Source organism: Mycobacterium sp. URHD0025 (assembly GCF_000426065.1).
Taxonomy (GTDB): domain Bacteria; phylum Actinomycetota; class Actinomycetes; order Mycobacteriales; family Mycobacteriaceae; genus Mycobacterium.
In genome coordinates this window covers 1-19,379 of sequence record NZ_AUEQ01000018.1, presented here as the reverse complement: position 1 = coordinate 19,379, position 19,379 = coordinate 1, and the positions used below count along the sequence as shown (strand labels likewise).

Annotated in this window: 18 protein-coding genes; 12 read left to right on the top strand and 6 right to left on the bottom strand. The window is 65.8% G+C overall.

Annotated elements, in window-relative coordinates; translation table 11 throughout:
* Window positions 1–12 precede the first annotated feature (12 nt).
* Window positions 13–2,388, bottom strand: coding sequence for a lysylphosphatidylglycerol synthase transmembrane domain-containing protein (locus H977_RS0125800; RefSeq protein ID WP_029110566.1), 2,376 nt, complete (start codon window positions 2,386–2,388; stop codon window positions 13–15).
* A gap of 246 nt (window positions 2,389–2,634) precedes the next feature.
* Between H977_RS0125800 and stpK7 the strand changes: the two genes are divergently transcribed.
* Entirely contained in the window at window positions 2,635–4,437 is a 1,803-nt protein-coding gene (gene stpK7 / locus H977_RS0125795; RefSeq protein ID WP_029110565.1) for a serine/threonine protein kinase StpK7, read from the top strand.
* Window positions 4,438–4,450: 13 nt separating this feature from the next.
* On the opposite strand, the gene H977_RS0125790 is transcribed toward stpK7, so the two are convergent.
* Both H977_RS0125790 and H977_RS36100 read right to left on the bottom strand, forming a co-directional pair.
* Complete coding sequence (locus H977_RS0125790; RefSeq protein WP_029110564.1) at window positions 4,451–5,131, bottom strand: sensor domain-containing protein; 681 nt, start codon at window positions 5,129–5,131, stop codon at window positions 4,451–4,453.
* 135 nt (window positions 5,132–5,266) lie between these two features.
* Entirely contained in the window at window positions 5,267–5,401 is a 135-nt protein-coding gene (locus tag H977_RS36100) for a hypothetical protein (RefSeq protein ID WP_286162743.1), read from the bottom strand.
* 208 nt (window positions 5,402–5,609) lie between these two features.
* On the opposite strand from H977_RS36100, the gene H977_RS0125780 reads away from it, so the two are divergent.
* Complete coding sequence (locus tag H977_RS0125780; protein ID WP_029110563.1) at window positions 5,610–6,713, top strand: fatty acid desaturase family protein; 1,104 nt, start codon at window positions 5,610–5,612, stop codon at window positions 6,711–6,713.
* 171 nt (window positions 6,714–6,884) lie between these two features.
* Here H977_RS0125780 and H977_RS0125775 read toward each other — a convergent pair whose 3' ends face one another.
* Complete coding sequence (locus H977_RS0125775) at window positions 6,885–7,547, bottom strand: sensor domain-containing protein (RefSeq protein ID WP_029110562.1); 663 nt, start codon at window positions 7,545–7,547, stop codon at window positions 6,885–6,887.
* A gap of 227 nt (window positions 7,548–7,774) precedes the next feature.
* On the opposite strand from H977_RS0125775, the gene H977_RS0125770 reads away from it, so the two are divergent.
* Window positions 7,775–7,990, top strand: coding sequence for a hypothetical protein (locus H977_RS0125770; protein WP_029110561.1), 216 nt, complete (start codon window positions 7,775–7,777; stop codon window positions 7,988–7,990).
* Window positions 7,991–8,088: 98 nt separating this feature from the next.
* Window positions 8,089–9,435, top strand: a complete 1,347-nt coding sequence (locus H977_RS0125765; protein ID WP_051289079.1) for a cytochrome P450 — start codon at window positions 8,089–8,091, stop codon at window positions 9,433–9,435.
* Window positions 9,436–9,478: 43 nt separating this feature from the next.
* Here H977_RS0125765 and H977_RS0125760 read toward each other — a convergent pair whose 3' ends face one another.
* On the bottom strand, window positions 9,479–10,660 hold the full coding sequence (locus H977_RS0125760) for an FAD-binding domain (protein ID WP_029110559.1): 1,182 nt from the start codon (window positions 10,658–10,660) through the stop codon (window positions 9,479–9,481).
* A gap of 121 nt (window positions 10,661–10,781) precedes the next feature.
* On the opposite strand from H977_RS0125760, the gene H977_RS0125755 reads away from it, so the two are divergent.
* Window positions 10,782–11,816: a patatin-like phospholipase family protein gene (locus H977_RS0125755; protein WP_029110558.1), complete on the top strand. Its 1,035-nt coding sequence runs from the start codon at window positions 10,782–10,784 to the stop codon at window positions 11,814–11,816.
* A 166-nt stretch (window positions 11,817–11,982) separates the two neighbouring features.
* On the opposite strand, the gene H977_RS35450 is transcribed toward H977_RS0125755, so the two are convergent.
* Window positions 11,983–12,126 carry a hypothetical protein gene (locus tag H977_RS35450; protein WP_155946833.1) on the bottom strand — a complete coding sequence of 48 codons (144 nt, stop codon included), beginning with the start codon at window positions 12,124–12,126 and terminating at the stop codon, window positions 11,983–11,985.
* Between the two features lie 178 nt (window positions 12,127–12,304).
* On the opposite strand from H977_RS35450, the gene H977_RS35445 reads away from it, so the two are divergent.
* The 7 genes from H977_RS35445 to H977_RS0125715 form a co-directional block, all read left to right on the top strand.
* Complete coding sequence (locus tag H977_RS35445) at window positions 12,305–12,580, top strand: hypothetical protein (protein WP_029110557.1); 276 nt, start codon at window positions 12,305–12,307, stop codon at window positions 12,578–12,580.
* Window positions 12,580–13,173: a hypothetical protein gene (locus H977_RS0125740; RefSeq protein ID WP_029110556.1), complete on the top strand. Its 594-nt coding sequence runs from the start codon at window positions 12,580–12,582 to the stop codon at window positions 13,171–13,173. The genes H977_RS35445 and H977_RS0125740 overlap by 1 nt, the downstream gene beginning before the upstream one ends.
* Window positions 13,079–14,284 carry a galactokinase gene (locus H977_RS0125735; protein WP_081681853.1) on the top strand — a complete coding sequence of 402 codons (1,206 nt, stop codon included), beginning with the start codon at window positions 13,079–13,081 and terminating at the stop codon, window positions 14,282–14,284. Before H977_RS0125740 ends, H977_RS0125735 begins: the two co-directional genes overlap by 95 nt.
* Window positions 14,285–14,414: 130 nt before the next feature.
* Window positions 14,415–15,296, top strand: a complete 882-nt coding sequence (locus H977_RS0125730; RefSeq protein WP_029110554.1) for a formylglycine-generating enzyme family protein — start codon at window positions 14,415–14,417, stop codon at window positions 15,294–15,296.
* A 128-nt stretch (window positions 15,297–15,424) separates the two neighbouring features.
* On the top strand, window positions 15,425–16,231 hold the full coding sequence (locus H977_RS0125725) for a GntR family transcriptional regulator (RefSeq protein ID WP_051289077.1): 807 nt from the start codon (window positions 15,425–15,427) through the stop codon (window positions 16,229–16,231).
* A 58-nt stretch (window positions 16,232–16,289) separates the two neighbouring features.
* Window positions 16,290–17,642, top strand: coding sequence for an arylsulfatase (locus H977_RS0125720; RefSeq protein ID WP_029110552.1), 1,353 nt, complete (start codon window positions 16,290–16,292; stop codon window positions 17,640–17,642).
* Window positions 17,643–17,718: 76 nt separating this feature from the next.
* Window positions 17,719–19,379: DNA topoisomerase subunit B (locus H977_RS0125715; protein WP_029110551.1), on the top strand; the 1,661-nt coding region annotated here is incomplete at its 3' end.

Sequence of the window (19,379 nt, the reverse complement as noted above, 5' to 3'; positions counted from 1 at the left end):
AGCGCGTCGCGCTCAGATCATCTCGTTCTCGGTGAGCCAGCGCATCACCGGCCAGCCGATGAACACGGGCAGCCAGCAGGTCAGCACCCGGTAGAGCAGCACCGCGGGCACCGCGATCGCGGCGGGCACGCCGAACGCGGCCAGTCCACCGATCAGGGCGGCCTCGACCGCGCCGACGCCGCCAGGTGTAGGGGCAGCGGAGGCGAGGGTGCCGCCGACCATGGTCACGACAGTGACGGTGACGAAGGAGGTGGTTCCGCCGAAGGCTTCGACGCTGGCCCACAATGCCAGGGCGGCACCGAGGGTGGTGCCCGCGGCGCCCAGCACGATCAATGCCAGGCGTTGCGGTTCGCGGGCCAGCTTCACCAGGTCGTCGGTGACCTCTTTGAGCTTGGGCCGCAACGAGGAGGCCAGCCAGCGCCGCAGTTTGGGCACGGCCAGAAATGCCCCGATGAGTCCGAGCGCAAGCCCGGCGATCAGGTACAGGATGGTGGAGCTGGGCACGAAATGCGACAGGTCGGCCGAGGCTCCGGCCATGGTGCTGAACAGGATCAGCAGGATCACGTGCACGATCACCTGCACGGACTGCTGCAGGGCCACCGCCGCGGTGGCGCGCGCGGTGCTGAGCCCGCCTTTCTGCAGGAACCGGGTGCTCAGGGCCAGGCCGCCGACGCCGGCAGGCGTGGTGGTGGCGGCAAAGGTGTTGGCCACCTGCATGATCGACAGATTGCGGAAACTCACCAGCCCGTCGGCGCACGCCCACAGTGCGGCCGCCGCGCCGACGTAGGTCAGCGCCGAGACCGTCAGCCCGAGCAGTGCCCACGACCAGTTGACGGTGCGCAGCTCGGAGAAGAACGTCGGCACCGTGCTGATGAACGGGTAGGCGACGTAGACCAGCGCCACCAGAAGCACCAGCTGGATCACCTGGGTGGGGGTGAACCGCGTGATGGTCTCGGCCTGGATCTGATCGGCACCGGTCTGGCGTTTCACCTCGTCGCGGGCCGCGGCCATCACTTCTTTGGCGTCGGGGACGGCGTCGCGTACCCGGGACGGCACCGCGGCCTTCGTCAACCGTCGCGATGCGGTGAGCACGGTGTCGCGGCCGAACGCCTCGATCGCCGCGGCGACTGCCGATTGCGGGTCGTACAGCGCGGTGGTGGTGACGAGCAGTTGCGCGATGTCGGACTGCAATTGGGCGTCGGTGGCGCCGTATTCGGCGTTGCCGAACCCGCCGAACAGCACGGCGCCGTCGTCGACGGTGATCTCCTTGCTGCGCAGGTCGCCGTGCGAGATCTGGTGATCGTGCAGGGTGCGCAGCGCGTTCCAGACGCGCCCGACGGTGGTTTCGTCGGTGCTCTGGTCCAGCGGGATGCCGCGTTTGCGGTTGTGTGCGTACAGCGTCCAGCCGCGGTCCAGTGCCGCGACCGACATGGTCGACGTACTCGCCAGCCCGAGATCGCCGATGGCGATGGCCATCAGCGCGCGGTGCTCGACGGCGCGGCGCATCGAGGTCTGCAGGGGCGCCGTCTCATTGGTGCGCAGGCGCAGTTTGCGCCACACCTGCCGCACCGCGCCGCCGCTCTGCTGGTTGGGGCCGTACAGCTCGACGACGGCGCTGGAGTCGGGATCGGGGGACTGTGCGGTCAGCGTCAGCGGACCGGCGCCGGCCGGGCGCACCACGGTGAACGCCGAGACGACGAAACCGCGCCTTGCCAACGCGCGCACCGCGCCGTCGAGCGGGACTTCCAGGGCGGGGGTGCCGACGAGCCACACCACGAGCGCGCCGACGAACCAGCCCGCGGTCAGGCCGAGCAGTGAGCGGGCCGGCACGACGGCGCTGACCACCAGATGGATCGGGACGAATGCCAGCAGCAGCGTCCACCACCAGCGGCGCAGCCGGCGTGAGAGCCAGGGCCCGGAGACGGTGAGCACCGCGGCGAGCATGCCGATCCAGCGCGGGTCGTCGAGGAACTGCGATAGCTGGGAGCTGAGCCGGTCGGACAGATCGAAGTGCCATTTGGGGGCGGCGATGCCGTTGGCGGTGATCGACAGCGACAGCATGGTGATCAGGGCCGCGGCCGCGTATGCGCCCAGCAGTTTCCATTGCCGGCCGAGAACGATGCTGACCAGGATCACGAACGGCAGGGCCAGGATCGCGATGCCGTAGGCCAGGTACACCAGATTGGACTGGGTAGGGGTCAGTACGCCGACGATCTCGGAGATGGAGCGCTCCAGCGCTACCCACTCGTAGCGGGTGATCAGCGAGCTGGTGATGACGGTGGCCAGGAAGATCGCGGCCAGTATCAGGCGCAGGATGTCGTTGGTGCGACGGGTCGGCGGTTGCAAAAGACTGCCGGTGACAGTGATGTCCCGTCCGTCGACGCGCATGTTCCCCCTTCCCGACGAGGTCGTCGAGCCCGCTGTCAAAGCCCGCGACCAAGGTAACGGGATCGGATCGCGATATCGGCATTTGGTGGCGATCTTGACCGTTACGAATTCACATCGGTCTCATGCGTCACCGCGAGCGACAATTTTTGCTCACCTGATGTGATCTGGACCGACGCGTGCGGCAAACGTGATGTAACTTCGATCGACATGCCGACGCCGAATTGGCCGCTGCCGAGGAGTTGAACGGTGGATTCAACCCCATTCGGGCACTATCAGCTGCAGAAGCTGATCGGTCGGGGCGGAATGGGCGAGGTTTACCAGGCCTACGATTCCGACACCGACCGGATCGTCGCGCTCAAGGTTCTGCCGCCGCACCTGGCACAGGACGCCACCTTCCAGGAACGGTTCCGCAGGGAATCGCATGCCGCGGCGGGGGTGAGCAATCCGCACGTGGTGCCGATCCACGGCTACGGCGAGATCGACGGCCGGCTCTATCTGGACATGCGGCTGATCGAGGGACGCAACCTCGGCGTGATGCTCACCAAGACCGGCAAGCCGTTGGACCCGGCCTTCGCGGTGGGCATCATCGAGCAGGTCGCCGAGGCGCTCGACAGCGCGCATCAGGCCGGGTTGACCCATCGCGACGTCAAGCCGTCGAACATCCTGATCGCCCACAACGATTTCGTGTACCTGATCGATTTCGGCCTGGCCCGCACCGCGGGCGACTCGGGTATGACGACCGCGGGCAGCACCCTGGGCACGCTGGCGTATATGGCGCCGGAGCGGTTCGACGCCGGCAAGATCGATCCGCGTTCGGACATCTACGCGCTGGCGTGCGTGCTCTACGAGTGCCTTACCGGGGAGCGGCCGTATCCGTCGGACAGTCTCGAACAGCAGATCGCCGGGCACATGGTGTCCGCGCCCCCGCGGGCCTCCGAGAAGGATTCGCGCCTGGCGGCCTTCGACGACGTGATCGCCAAGGGAATGGCCAAGAAGCCGTCCAAGCGCTATCAAAGTGCGGGGGACCTGGCGGCCGCGGCGCGGGCCGCGCTCGCGGTTCCGGTGCGTGCCCAGGCACGCTCGGGGCGGCATTCGGCGCAACGGGTTCCGACGCGTGTCCGGGTGTCCAAGAAGGTGGCCGCGATCGTGGGCGCGACGGTTGTCGTAGCGGCCTTGTGCGCGGTGGGGGTGTGGCAGCTGCGCGACGGCGGCTCAGGGCAGAATCCCAGCCTGGCCGATTCGGCCTCGGCGGCCGGTCCCGTGGAGGCGCCTTCGGGTGCGGTCGAGAAGATCGCGAAGACCGTACCGTCGGAGATCCGCGATTCCGGCCGGCTGGTGATCGGGGTGAATGTTCCCTACGCGCCCAACGAGTTCAAGAATTCCAGCGGCGAGATCGTCGGTTTCGACGTCGATCTGATGAAAGCCGTGACGCGGACCATGGGGCTGGTGCCCGAGTTCCGGGAGACCGGTTTCGAGGGGATCCTGCCCTCGGTGGCCGACGGCAACTTCAACGTCGGCATGGCCTCGATCACCGACACCGCCGAACGTCAGGAACAGGCCGATTTCGTCACCTACTTCGAGGCCGGCACGCTGTGGGCGCGGCGGGCCGGGTCGATGGCCGATCCGGGATCGGCCTGTGGGCTGCGAGTCGGGGTGAAGTACAGCACGATTCAGGAGACCACGGAGGTCCCGGCCAAATCGGATGAGTGCGTCGCAGCTGGGCTGCCGCCCATCGAGAAAGTGGTGCGCACCCATCAGGACGAGGTGACGGCCGCGCTGATCGCCGGCGAGGTCGACGCGATGACCGCCGATTCACCCGTAACAGGGTTCGCGATCAAGCTCAGCGGCGGTGCGTTGGAACCGGCCGGTGAGGTGTTCGACTCCGCGCCCTACGGCTGGCCCGTGGCCAAGGGATCCGGTTTGGCGGAGCCGTTGCGGTCGGCGCTGCAGCATGTGATGGACACCGGGGAGTACCGCACCATCGCCACCATGTGGGGTGTCGAGAAGGGCATGATCACCCAACCGGTGATCAATGGCGCCGTCCGCTGAGGGTTTTCGCCTCTCACACCGCGTTGCGGCCGGCGATGGCCTTGGCAACCTGCGCCACCTGGCCGTCGGTGAGGTTGGTTCCAGTGATCCGCACATCGACGACGAGGTTGTCCACAGCCAGGATCGCGCGGCGGCTGCCGTGCTGCGGACTGGTCGGTGTCTGTTCGTTGGTGACATCGATGTCGTCGACGACGCTCGGGTTGCCGAGCGCGAAGATGCTGGGCTGACGGTTGCTGTCGTAGCTGATCACCAGATTCTCACCAGCACATTGTCGCCAGGTGTCGACCGTGCGGGTGACGACCGTGCGCGCGGCCGTGGGGGTATCGAACGCCGTGACGGCCTGATCGACCTCGAGGTCGTCGCCATCGTCGGCGAACAGGGACTCGCGGAACTGGCGGAACCCGCTGTCGCGATAGATCTCGTCCATGGCGTTGCCGATGACGGCCAGGCACACCGGGCGCGAGGCGTGCTCGTCGGCATCGAGCCTGGCAGGCTGGCGCAGCGCGGTCTTGGAGCGCAGGCCCGTGGTGGCCAGGATCGTGTTGAGTTCGGATTCGCTGGCGAGCATGCTGCCGAGGACGTCGATCTGTGGGCCTGCGTCAATCTCCGTTTGCCTGGGGCTGCAGCCACTGAGGACAGCCCCCGCCAACGCGATAGCCGCGATGGCGGGGATGACCGCCCGTTGCCCGTCCATGAGACCCCCTCGACCGTGTTTGCTGATCGTAATCGGTCAGAGGGGTCGCGCGCAGTGTTCGACCATGCTTTGAGCAACTGCGATCACACGGGCCACAGCAGCACCGTGATAGGTCGGGGAATGCGATTCGAAGGGTTACCGCTTCTTGAGATGCAGAACGTCATCCGTGGATGAGGCATCACCGGCTTTTGCGCGTTTCACCGCGCGTTTTTCTTTGAGAGATTTGCCTGACTTCTTGGCCAGGCTCTGTCGCGGTGATTTGTCGGCCATGTCGGCCCCTTTGATGTGGGGGCCTGTGTCGGTCCCGGTTTCCCGACCCTACGGGAAGAACCGCATCCTGGTGGCGACACGCCGTCGGGGCGCTCGTTGCCCGGTGCGACCTCGGGTTGTGGCAGGGATGCGCGGCGACGCCTAGGCTGAGGGCATTCTCACCCAGGTGGCCCGGACCATGCCGCCGCACACAGACGGACCGGGAACACTGACTATCAGAGATATCGCCGCCTACGCGAAGTTGAGCCGCGCAGACATCGACGCGATCGGAACCGAATTCGACACCATCCGCCGCGACATCGAAGAATCGCTCGGTGCGCGGGATGCTGCCTACATTCGGCGCACCATCGTGTTCCAGCGCGCGCTCGACGTGGCGGCACGACTGCTGATCACAGGTGCACGGTCGAAGGCCGGCGTGCTGGCCGGGACAGTCGCGCTGGCCTATGCGAAATCCGTTGAGAACATGGAAATCGCGCACAATGTCGGCCACGGCCAGTGGGACTGGATGAACGATCCGGAGATCCACTCCACCACGTGGGAGTGGGACCAGGTGGGTCCGTCGTCGCAGTGGCGCTACTCGCACAACTACCACCACCACGTATTCAGCAATGTGCTGGGCGTGGACGACGACCTCGGCTTCGGCATCCTGCGGATGAGCCGCGATCAGCAGTGGGAACGTCAACATCTGGTGCAGCCGCTGCGGAATGTGCTGTTGGCCATGATCTTCGAGTGGGGGATTGCCCTACACGATTTCTACTCCGCCCGAGACCGGGCGGATACCGAGGAGGGCCGCAACGCGGCGCGACAACTGCTGCGCGCCAAGATCGGGCGCCAGCTCGCCAAGGACTTCGTCGTGGTGCCTGCATTGAGTGGGCGGCGCTGGAAGCGGACCCTTTTCGCGAATCTGGGCGCGAATGTGCTGCGCAACCTGTGGGCGCACATGGTCATCTTCTGCGGGCATTTCCCCGATGGGGCGGAACGATTCGGTCCGGAAACGCTGGAAGACGAAAGTCACGGCGAGTGGTATCTGCGGCAGATGCTGGGTGCGGCGAACTTCAAAGCCGGTCCGGTGCTGGCATTTTCGAGTGGAAATCTGTGCTACCAGATCGAGCACCATCTGTTCCCGGATCTGCCCAGCAATCGCATGGCAGAGATCAGTGTGCGCGTGCGCGGTCTGTGCGAGAAATACAATCTGCCTTACACGAGCGGCTCTCTCGGCCGCCAATATCTGCAGACGTTGCGGACGATATTCACACTCGCGCTGCCCGATGCGGGATGGCGGGCAGTGTTCCGAGCGGCGCCACCCACTTGACCGGGATCCCGAAAAGGAACGCTGCTTCTGAAGTCCCTGTGCCATGCTCAGTCGAACAGGGAGAAGCCTTCGATCAGCGGGTGGCGCGCCCTGAACCTTCAGTACACGCCGATGTCATGGTCGTGTCAATGTTGCGAGAGAACTAGTTGTAATCCATTGTAGCGCAGCCTATTAGAGCGCGGTGCGGCCCGCGATGATCTTGGCCAGCCGCACGGTCTGCTGGTCGGTGATGTCGTAGCCGCTGATCCGCAGGTCGACGCCGAACGCGTCGACGGCAACGATCGCGCGGTGGGTGATGCGGTCGGTGACATCCAGTGGCTCGTCGTGCGTGATGTCGACGCCGTCGAGCACGGTGGGGGCCGCCATCCGGCGGGCATCGGTGGTCCTGCCGCCGTCGTAGCTGAAGGTCAGGGTGTCGTCACCACAGCGGCGCCAGATGTCGACGGTGCGGGCCACCATCGCTTCGGCGGCCTTGGGATTGTCGAAACGGGCGATGACCTGGTCGACCTCGACGTCGTCGGCGTCATCGGCCAGCTGGGTTTCGCGGAACCCCTGGTAATTGCTGTCGCCGTAGACCCATTCCATCCCATTGCCGATGACCACGATGCACTCCGGGCGGGAGATCGGCTGATAGTTGGCGTTGGTCATCGGGGCGCGGAGCGCCGTCTTCGGCCTGACCTCGGCGTTCATCACACTGTTGATCTCGGATTCGCTGGCCATCATGCTGCCCAGGACGTCGACGTGCGGGCCGCCGGAGTCGGGGATCGTGGGGGTGCAGGCGGCCAGCAGGGCAGTGCACAGCACCATGCCGGCCGCGTTCGGATGGATGCCCATCGGATCCCCCTAGTTTCTGTTTGCTGATCCTAAGCACGATCGCGGCCCCCGCGGGACGGCAATTCGGTCAGTGGCTCGGCGCATTCCCCCGATCGGGGGACACGACATTCGTCCGGCGGATGGGCCGGTCGGTCGATACAGCTCCAGCCCGCCGCGGCGCATTCTTATTTCAACACCGGAACACACCGGGACAAAGACCAAAAGCGTTATCCGACAAAGGAGTCGACATGAGCACCCTCACCCGCCGCATCGCCGCCGGTTTCACCCTCGCCGCCGCCCCCGCATTGATCGCCCTGGGCGCCGCCACCGCCCACGCCGACGCCTCCGTCGCCAACGCCGGCCCATCGGTCAGCTCGCATCACCAGGCCTTCCCGAACCAGCACAACATGCCGCAGCCCGGGTCGAGGATCCATCACCACCACCAGCACAACCACGCCAAGTAGGCCAGGGGGAGGCAGGGGCCCGGACGCAGCCGGCGTCCGGGCCTCTTGCTGTGAGTGCTTCGGTCCCGCTGAGCGACCAGGGCTCGTAGGGTGGAGGAATGGTGGGGTTACCTCCGGGGCCTCCGTTGCCCCCGTCGGTGCAGGCCTTGTTGATGCTGCGTTACTGGCCGCGATTCGTCTCGGCCTGTCGACGCCGCTACGGCGACGTGTTCACGCTGCGCGTCGCGGCGATGGGCACCATGGTGTACCTGGCAGACCCCGCTGACATCAAGGTGGTGTTCGCCGGAGATCCGACAATCTTCCATGCCGGAGAAGCGAATTCGGTGCTGAGTTCCTTGCTCGGCGACAGCTCGGTACTGGTGATCGACGAGGACGAACACCATGAACGCCGGCGTCAGATGCTCCCGCCGTTTCACCGCGACGCCGTCGCCCGCCAGACCGAGATCATGACCGAGATCGCCGCCGCGAACGTCGCCGGATGGCCGGTGGGCACCACCTTCCCGGTGGCACCGAAGATGGCGGAGATAACGCTCGAGGTGATCCTGCGGACGGTGATCGGGGCGTCGGATCCCGCCCGGCTGGCCGCGTTGCGGTCGGTGATGCCGAGGCTGCTCAGTGTGGGTCCGTGGGAGACGCTGGCGCTGGCCAGCCCAGGCCTGCAGCGGCGGCGCCCGTGGCGGCGCATGCAGCGCGATCTCGCCGACGCCGACCGGCTGCTGTTCGCCGAGATCGCGGATCGACGTGCTGACCCGGAGCTCGCGGCCCGCACCGATGTGCTGGCGATGCTGGTGCGGTCCGCCGATGAGGGCGCGCACGCGATGACCGATCGTGAACTGCGCGATCAGTTGATGACCTTGATCGTCGCCGGGCACGAGACCACCGCGACTGCGCTGTCGTGGGCGCTGGAACGGTTGACCCGTCATCCCGCGGTGCTGGACAAGGCGGTCCGGGCCGCACGCGAAGGCGACGACGAATACCTGGACGCGGTGGCCAAGGAGACCCTGCGAATCCGGCCGGTGGTGTTCGACGTGGGCCGAGTGCTCAAGCAGCCGATCGATCTGGCCGGCTACCGACTGCCGGCCGGGGTGATGGTGGCGCCGGGGATCGGTCTGGTGCATGAACGCCACGACGTCTATCCCGACGCCGACCGGTTCGACCCTGACCGGATGCTCGGCGCGAGTCTCGGCCCCGCCACGTGGTTTCCGTTCGGTGGCGGCAACCGGCGCTGCCTGGGCGCGACGTTCGCGATGGTTGAGCTACGGGTGGTTCTCCGGGAAATCCTGTGCCGGGCAGACCTTTTCGCCACGAGTGCTGCCGACGAACGTCAACGCGTCAAGCATGTCACGTTGGTGCCGCACCGCGGGGCACGGATCTGTGTGCGGGGACTGCGGCAGGCCGACGACCTGGCGGTCACTTCAGCCGCGTCGACACCGCGGAGTCGGTAGGTGTGCGGGTTGGAAACTCAGTACTGCCGTTGATGCCACTTATTCAGATCCGATAGTCGGGCAGATCGAGGTCGTCGCGCACGCTGCCGGCGAAGAGGCCCGCCACCGGGCGGCTCAGATTCATCGCCCGCAGGGCCATGTCGCGGAACCACAAACCGAACCTTGTTCTGGTGGCGAAGAAACCCAACATCCGTTCGGCACCGGCCTGCTTGCCCTCGATGAATGGGCGCAGCCGGGACTCATAGCTGGTGAAGGCGCGGCGGTGGTCGCCGTCGGCAAGCGACAGTTCCCCGGCCAACGCATAGGCCTCGGTGATCGCCAAGCCGGTGCCCTCGCCGCCGAGCAGTGAGATGCAGCCCGCAGCATCACCGATCAGCAGCACCCTGCCATTTGACCAGCGGTCCATCCGGATCTGGCTGACCACGTCGAAGTAGAGTTCCTCGACGCCGGCCACTGCGGCCAGTATGTGTCGGCATTCCCAGCCCGCATCGTCGAACTTTTTGTGTAACTGTTCTTTTGGTGCCAAGCCGTGGTCATCGTGCTCGTCGCGGAACACGAACAGGAACATGGTGCGGTCACCGCGCAGCGTGAACTGCCCGACCTGTCGGCCGGGGATGCTGTAGGTGAGATACGTATCGGAACTGGCGCCGGCGGTGCGGGGCCGGTAATCGTCGACCACGCAGGCGGCGACCTTGCAGCCGAGATAGTGCTCGAATCGCTCCTCTGCCCCGAATGCCAGGCTGCGCACTGTGGAGTGCAGGCCGTCGGCGCCGATGAGGAGATCGAAGTCGTCGGCCGGACGTTTCTCGAACGTCAGCCGCACCCCCTCTGGACGTTGGTCGATGCCGGTGATGCTGTCGCCGAAAACGGTCGGCACGCGGTCCTCGACGGTGCGATAGATCGCGGCGGCCAAGTCACCGCGCGGCAGGCTCGTGAAGTCGTTGCCGATCACGCGCCGGAACACGTCGACGCCGAGCGTGGCGCGCGTCGTGCCATCCGGTCCGATGGAGCGCACCGACTGCACGTCGTAGCCGGCCTCGCGGATGGCCGCTTCGATGCCCATCTGCCGGGCCACCCGGTAGCCGATGCCCCAGAAGTCGATCATGTAGCCACCGGTGCGGAACGTCGCCGCCCGTTCGATCAGCGTCGGGCTGTGGCCGGTGCGGTGCAGCCAATGCGCGAGCGCTGCACCGGCCACCCCTGCTCCACTGATGGCGATACGCATGACAATTCGAGGTTACGCGGGCTTGGTCCGGTTAGGTCTCGCGTCTACCGGGCACCACCGAAGACGCCGGTCAACGACTCGAACACGGCCGATTGTCAGGCGGCCGTGCCAAGCTGGGGCCATGGCTGCGAAACGTTCTCCGCACCGTGCGGACCTCGTGCTTTCCGGGGGCGGGGTCAAGGGCATCGGCCTGGTCGGCGCCGTCGTCGCTCTCAAGGACGCGGGGTACACGATAGGGCGGATCTCGGGCACCTCGGCCGGCTCACTGGTCGGTGCGGTGGTGGCCGCCGCGGTGCAACGCGAAGACCTGACCAGTGACGAGCTGCGGGAGTTGGCGCTGAGCGTGCCGTATCGCAAGTTCCGCGACAGCGGGCCGATCGAGCGGATCCCGGTGCTGGGTACGGCGTGGGGGCTGCTGCGCGAGACCGGCATCTATCGCGGTGACTTCGCCTATGACTGGATCCGCGGCGAGCTGAAGAACCTGGGCGTCAAGACCTTTGGTGATCTGGCCATCGATGACGACAACCTGTTGCCCGAGCGGCGCTACCGGCTCACGGTCACGGTCACCGATCTGACGACCGGTCAATTGGTACGTCTGCCATGGGATTACCGGCGCGTCTACGGTTTGGACCCCGACGAGCAGCTCGTTGCCGACGCCGTACGGGCCTCGATGGCCATTCCGTTCCTTTTCCATCCGGTGACGTTGACAACCGCCGAGGGGAAGCCGTGCACATTGGTGGACGGCGGGGTGCTGTCGAACTTCCCGATCGACTCGTTCGACCGCCCTGATGGTGCGGAGCCGCGGTGGCCAACGTTCGGGGTGACGGTGGTGCCGTATCTGCCCGCACCGTCGGCGCAGCAGCTGATTCCCGGGTTGGGGATGCTGGGCTTCGGCCGTCCGACGTTCCTGGAGAGCTTGATCTCCACGATGCTGGTCGGTCACGACCAGGCCTACCTGAGTCAGCCGTGGGTGAAGGTCCGCGCGATTCAGGTGGATTCGACCGACGTCGGGGTGCTGGACTTCGACATCTCGCGCAATGAGGCCCAGGCGCTGTATGAAAAGGGATACGCGGCGACGACGGAGTTCCTGTCCAGCTGGGACTGGCCGGCCTATCTGGACCGCTTCCGCCGGGCGCATCGGGTCGATCAGGGCTGATTCGGGTAGTCGACTACGCACTACAACCGTCAGCGGCGCATCGATACTTCAGCTAGCAGCTGAAGTATGGGGGCGGTATGGCGACATCGAGGTACGGCGGTCCGCGGGCGGGCGCCGTCATGGTGATGATCTCGGCTGTATGCGTGGCACTCATCGTTGGACCGGGTCAGGCGTTTGCGGATCCGTGTCCGACTTCAACAAAGCCGACGACAGAACCGACGACGACCGAGCCCACCACGACGGTGCCGACCACGACAGAGCCGACGACGACAGTGCCCACCACGACTGAACCGCCTATCGATTCGTCCATCCTGATCCCTCGGAACTTCCCATCGCCCAACGTCGCCCCTTCGCCGTCGTTCAAACTGAATTCGTTCACCACCTGCGAGACTGATACGCCGAGCGTGACATCTCAGACTCGTCCCAGTACTCCAGTGATCGCCATACCGTCGCAGCCCTCGCCGACGTACGTGACGACCACTCCTTCAGTGGGTCGGGACGACGACCCTCCGCCGCCGCCGACCAACAATGCATGGATACCGCTGGTGGTGTTGTGCGCCTTGGCGGTTGCCGCCGGACTGGCCGCACGAGCGTGGCGCCACCGCGGTGGAAAATTCCTCAAAGCGCACGTCACTGTGGCATCGCATCGCGGGGTGCCCGTGCCCTTCGATGTCCGTCACGCCGATGGCACCGGCCGTGACCACATCCTTTCTGTCGTTCCCTCCGTGAAATCGCATTCCACCACCGTGGAGGAGGTCCACTGATGACTGGTTCCTTGATCGCCGACACCTCTGTTGGCAATTGGATGCTTCCGCAGTCACGTCAAACCCAGGCCAGGATCGACAATGCAGTCACGCAAGTCGTGGCAAATCGCGAATCTGCTCGCCCGCTGAGGAATCTCGGCGTCGTGGCGCGCCACGCATTGGCCGCGGAGATCGAGGCATCCTTGCGGGCGGTGCTGAGTGAGACGATGGCCGACCTCATCCTTGAGGGCTGGCATACCTACGGCGCCATCGCCACGGCGATCAGGAAGTCGCACACGCAGCCCCGGGTGAAGCAGATCGTGCCATTGCACACCCACGTCATCTCAGCGGACCGTGAGCACACACTCGACGTCGAGGTGGACAGTTTCCCGGTGATGTCATTGGCCGCCAAGGCGGCTGTGCGGTTACAGCTCTTCGCCGCGGTCGCCGTGGTGGTCGACGGTCATGTGGTTGCGATCCAGTCGGGTCAGGCCACGGCGGGTGGCACGGTGAGCGTGAATGGCGTCGAAATCTCCCGGAAGACCCTTGCCTTTCCGCTCCAGGTCGAACTGGGTTTGCGCCGGCCGCCGCAGGTCGTGGTGGCTGCCGGTTAGCTTCCGGCACTATCGTTCGGCTATGGCGATCCGATACTCCGCGCCGGGCCGGGTCAATCTGATCGGCGAGCACACCGACTACAACGCGGGGTACGCGCTACCGATTGCCTTGCCGCAGAAGACCGTTGTGAGCTTCGATCCGGACGCGTCGGGTGTGCTTTCGGTGTCGAGTTCGTTGGGCGACGGCCCGGCGCGGATCGGTGTGGATACCGGGCCCGGAGAGGTGACGGGATGGGCCGGGTATGTCGCGGGTGTGATGTGGGCGCTGCGGCGTGCTGGGATCGCGGCGCCCGGCGGGGCCATGACAATCACCAGCGACGTCGCGATCGGTTCCGGGTTGTCCTCGTCGGCTGCGCTGGAATGCGCGGTGCTCGGTGCGCTGCTCACGGCGGCCGACGTGGATCTCGATCGCATCGAGCAGGCGCGGATCGCCCAGCGGGCCGAGAACGAATACGTTGGTGCGCCAACCGGACTGCTCGATCAGCTGGCTTCGTTGTTCGGCGTGCCGGGGGAGGCGATGCTGATCGACTTCCGCGACCTCACCGTCCACCCGGTCCATTTCGACCCCGGGGCCTCCGGGGTGGCGTTGCTGTTGATCGACTCCCGCGCCCGGCACGCGCACGCCGGTGGTGAGTACGCGGCCCGGCGCGCATCGTGTGAGCGGGCTGCCGCAGACCTCGGTGTGTCCTCACTTCGTGAGGTCTCTGACGCGGCGGCGCTGGAGGCGGTGAAAGATCCGATCGATGCCCGACGGGCACGGCATGTGCTGTCGGAGAACCGGCGCGTGCTCGATTGTGTTGCGGCCATGGAGTCGTCGGATTTCACCACCGTCGGGGCGCTGTGGACGGCATCGCACACCTCGATGCGCGATGACTTCGAGATCACGACGGGCCACCTCGATCTGATCGCCGAAACTGCCGAGCGGGCCGGTGCCCTTGGGGCGCGGATGACCGGCGGCGGGTTCGGTGGCTGCGTCATCGCGCTGGTGCCCGATGGGCGGGTGAGTGCGGTCGGTGAAGCGGTGTCCCGGGCGGCACGTGAGGCCGGGTACCCCGAGCCCGTGATCACCAAAGCGCATGCGGGTGGGGGTGCGGGGCCGATCGACCGCTGACGAACCGTAGGGACTGGTCTATGAAATATGTTGTGCAGCAAGCAATTCTGTGCCGTTCGCCAGGGACTGCCCAGCGACGCTAATTCTCCGTCGGCGTGCAGCGGTTTCCAGGCCTACTTACTCTGTCGGCATGCTCACCGAACTCGTCGCACTCGACGGCGGCACCTACCGCATGGGATCACAAGACTTCTATCCCGAGGAATCGCCGGTGCACGAGGCGTCGGTTGCGCCGTTCGCCATCGAGCAACACCCGGTCACCAATGCCCAGTTCGCCGAGTTCGTCGCCGAGACGGGTTATCTCACGGTAGCGGAGCAACAACTCGATCCGGCAGCGTTTCCCGGCGTGCCCGCAGAGGAACTCGTTGCGGGCTCGCTGGTCTTCCAGCCGACCGATGGGCCGGTGAACCTGCGTGATTGGCGTCAGTGGTGGACGTGGGCTGAAGGGGCGTGTTGGAAGCACCCAAAGGGCCGCGGATCGTCCATCGACGATCGGCTCCACCACCCGGTGGTCCAGGTCGCCTACCCCGACGCTGCCGCGTACGCGGCCTGGGCCGGGAGACGATTGCCCACCGAGTCGGAGTGGGAGTACGCCGCCCGAGCGGGCGCTACGACGGTCTATGCCTGGGGCGACGACGTCCGGCCGAACGGGCAGTTGATGGCCAACACCTGGCAGGGCAAGTTTCCGTACCGGAACGACGGCGCACTCGGCTGGGTGGGGACGTCCGAGGTCGGCATGTTCCCGCCGAACGCTTTTGGTCTGGCCGACATGATCGGCAACGTATGGGAGTGGACCACCACCCGCTACACGCCTCGGCACCGCGCGGCCGCAGACGTATCGGGCTGCTGTCCCGCACCCGCCGGTGACCCGTCGGTGATGCAGACCCTCAAAGGTGGGTCGCACCTGTGCGCGCCCGAGTACTGCCACCGCTACCGCCCGGCTGCCCGGTCCTCACAATCACAGGACAGTGCCACGACGCACATCGGTTTTCGCTGTGTCGCCGACCAGCCGTAGTGGCCGGCGATGGCGGAACCCGCGCCGAAACGCCGTCGCATAGCCGCTGGCCTAGGGCTTTACGAAGTAACAGGTGGCGTAACACGGACCGTATCGCCACCTGCCGGTATCGGTGGCACAGTGAGGTCATGGCCCGCCGCCCGCACATCCCGCCGAAGGACTTTCCCCGTCCTGCGCCCAGGGAATATGCCGGTACCCGGGCCGACGCCGCCCGCTGGGCCCGCGATGTCCTGCGCGGCCAGATCCTCGACGGTGTGTACGGCGGCCTGGCGGCGGCGCGCCCGATGCTGCCTCCGGAGAACGAACTCGCCGCGGAGTTCGGAGTCAGTCGTAATGCCATCCGTGAAGCGCTGGAACTGCTCCGCGGTGAAGGGCTGATCAGCCGGGTGCAGGGTGCCGGGACCTTCGTCACCGGTGCCAAACTGAGTCAACGGATCGATCGCCTGGAAGGTCTGGCCGAGTCTCTGGCCGGTCACCAGCTGCCGGTGGAGAATACGGTGCTGTCCGTGCGCGATTCGGTCGCTTCCCCCTTCGTCGCCGCCAAGCTCCAGTTGCCCGAAAACGCGCCGATTCTGTTCATCGAAAGGCTCCGATCGGTCAGCGGTGTGCCGCTGTCGCTGGACACCACCTCGTTGCGGATCGGCGCGATACCCGTGGATGCCAATCTCGACCGCCAAGACGTGTTCGCGTTGATCGAACGCGAACTCGGCATGCGGTTGGGTTGGGCGGAAGTCACGGTGGAGTCGGTGGCCGCGGATGCCAACACCGCCGAGCTTCTCGAAATCCGCACCGGTGCACCGCTATTGCTCCTGCATCGGCTGACGTTTCTGGAAGACGGCACCCCGTTCGACTTCGAGACCGTGCGTTACCGCGGTGATCGCTGCTCGCTGATGACCACTGCCGCACGAGAACCCGACAAGTCGCCGCCACAGTAGCCGGCACCTTCTTTCAACCCTTCACTTTTCACCCGATCGATAGAGAGGTAGCTCAACCATGCCCAAAAAACCCAATATCGTGTATTTCCACGTCGACAACCTCGGGATGGGGGAGCTCGGCTGCTATGGGGGTGGCATCCTGCGCGGGGCTGACACCGCCCGGATGGACGCCTTCGCCGCCGAGTCGCTGAAGCTGTCGCACTTCGTCGTCGAACCCCAGTGCACGCCCACCCGCTCGGCGCTGATGACCGGGCGGTACCCGATCCGTTCCGGCAACCACACCATCGCGCTCGGCGGCAATGGTGGTGGCATCGTGGCGTGGGAACGCACCATGGGCGACATTCTGTCCGAGTCCGGTTATGCCACAGCCTGTTTCGGTAAGTGGCACATCGGTGCCGAGGACGGCCGATGGCCCACCGATCACGGCTTCGACGAGTGGTACGGCCCGGCCCGCACCTACGACGAGTGCCTGTGGCCCGACGACCCCTGGTACAAGGCGGAGCGTGACGGTTATTCCTACATGTACGAGGGCACCAAGGCCGACGGCGTGGTGGCCACCGACCAGCAGCTCACGGTCAAGCTCAAGGGTGAGGTCGATGGCGAATACGACCGGCGTGCCAAGGATTTCATGAAGCGCAGCGTCGAGGCGGACAAGCCGTTCTACCTCTACCACAACCATTCGCTGATGCATTTCCCGATGGAGGTGCGCGAGGAGTTCAAGGGCAAGAGCACCAATGGCGCATGGGGTGATTCGTTGCTGATGCTCGATCACGACTTCGGCAGCATCCTGGACTACCTCGCCGAATTGGGTGTCGAGGACAACACCATCGTCATCATGGCGGGCGACAACGGCGCCGAGGACCACTTGGCCGGTCGCGGTACCGCGGGCTTCTTCGACGGGTCCTACTTCAGCTCCGCCGAGGGCGGCATCCGCACTCCGTGCCTGATCCGCTGGCCGGGCGAGGTGGCACCACGCGAGAGCAACGAGATGGTGCACGTCACCGACATGTTCCCGACGCTGCTGCGCTGGGCCGGCTGCGAGGTCCCCGATGACCGCATCATCGACGGCATCGATCAGCGGGAGTTCTTCGCCGGCGCAGAGGAATCCGAACGTGAGGGCTGCATGGTGTGGCTCAACGAAGAGCTCCACGCCGTGAAATGGTCGCAGTTCAAGATCAATTTCAAGCGGCAGCAGCATTTCCACGACCCGGAGATCCCGCTCGGCTTCGCCCGCATCACCAACCTGCTGGAGGACCCGAAGGAGCGGGAGGCGGTCAACCAGACCTGGGTGCGGTGGTGGGTGATGCAGCACGCGTACCGCTTCATCCAGGAGTTCGACGCCAGCGTGGAGACCGAGCAGTTGATCCCGGCCGGTGCACCCATCGATTTCGTCCCGGTCCGTAACTCGTAACACCCCGTCGCCCTGCCCGTCCCGTTGAGGTACGGGCAGGGCTTCGGCCATTCTTGTCAAGCACGGAGGAACCCAGATGTCCAGCCCCGCTTATGGTGCCCAATCGATCACCATCCTCGAAGGGCTCGATGTGGTCCGCAAGCGGCCCGGCATGTACATCGGGTCCACCGGTGAGCGCGGCCTGCACCACATGGTGTGGGAGGTGGTCGACAACGGTGTGGACGAGGCGATGGCCGGCTACGCCACCCGCGTGGACGTGGTACTGCTCGCCGACGGCGGGGTAGAGGTCAGCGACGATGGCCGCGGTATCCCGGTTGCCATGCACGACACCGGGATTCCGACGGTCGACGTGGTGATGACCCAGTTGCACGCGGGCGGCAAGTTCGACGCGGAGTCGTACCAGGTGTCGGGTGGCTTGCACGGCGTGGGCGTCTCGGTGGTCAACGCGCTGTCGACCCGACTGGAGGTGTGTATCCACCGCGACGGCTACGCCTGGTTCCAGCACTACGAACGCTCGGTGCCCGGTATCTTGCGCCAGGGTGAGCCGTCGGTCCGTACGGGCACCACAGTCCGGTTCTGGTCGGACCCAGAGATTTTCGAGACCACCGAGTATCACGCCGAAACCATCGCGCGCCGCCTGCAGGAGATGGCCTTTCTCAACAAGGGTCTGGTGCTGACGCTCACCGACCGGCGCGGCGACGACCCTCAGACCCGCACCTTTCACCACCCGGGCGGGCTGATCGACTACGTCGGCCATATCAACCGGGCAAAAGAGCCGATCCAGCCCAGCGTCATCGCGTTCGGTGGTACCGGCCCCGGGCATGAGGTGGAGATCGCGATGCAGTGGAACGCCGGCTATTCAGAGTCGGTGCACACGTTCGCCAACACCATCAACACCCACGAAGGTGGCACCCATGAGGAGGGCTTCCGGGCGGCTTTGACGGGCGTGGTGAACAAGTACGCCAAGGACAAGAAGCTCCTCAAGGACAGCGCAAAGGGCCACGCTCCGAACCTCACCGGCGACGATATCCGGGAGGGCCTCGCGGCGGTGATCTCGGTGAAGGTCGGCGAGCCGCAGTTCGAGGGGCAAACCAAGACCAAACTTGGCAACGCCGCCATTCGGTCGTTCGTGCAGAAGGTCTGTCACGAGCAGTTGACCCACTGGTTCGAGGCCAACCCGGCGGAGGCCAAGGTCATCGTCACCAAGGTGGCCTCGTCGGCGCAGGCCCGGGTCGCCGCGCGGCGGGCGCGGGAGTTGGTGCGGCGCAAGAGTGCCTCGGAGATCGGGGGGCTGCCCGGGAAGCTGGCCGACTGCCGCTCGACCGATCCGAGCAAGTCGGAACTGTATGTGGTGGAGGGCGATTCGGCCGGCGGCTCGGCCAAGAGCGGCCGGGACTCGATGTTCCAGGCCATCCTGCCGCTGCGCGGAAAGATCATCAACGTCGAAAAGGCCCGCATCGACCGGGTTTTGAAGAACACCGAAGTCCAGGCCATCATCACCGCCCTGGGCACCGGCATCCACGATGAGTTCGACCTCAGCAAGCTGCGGTATCACAAGATCGTGTTGATGGCCGACGCCGATGTCGACGGCCAGCACATCTCGACCCTGCTGCTGACCCTGCTGTTCCGCTTCATGAAACCGCTGGTCGAGCACGGCCACATCTTCCTGGCCCAACCGCCGCTGTACAAGCTCAAGTGGCAGCGTCAGGAACCGGAGTTCGCCTACTCCGACCGCGA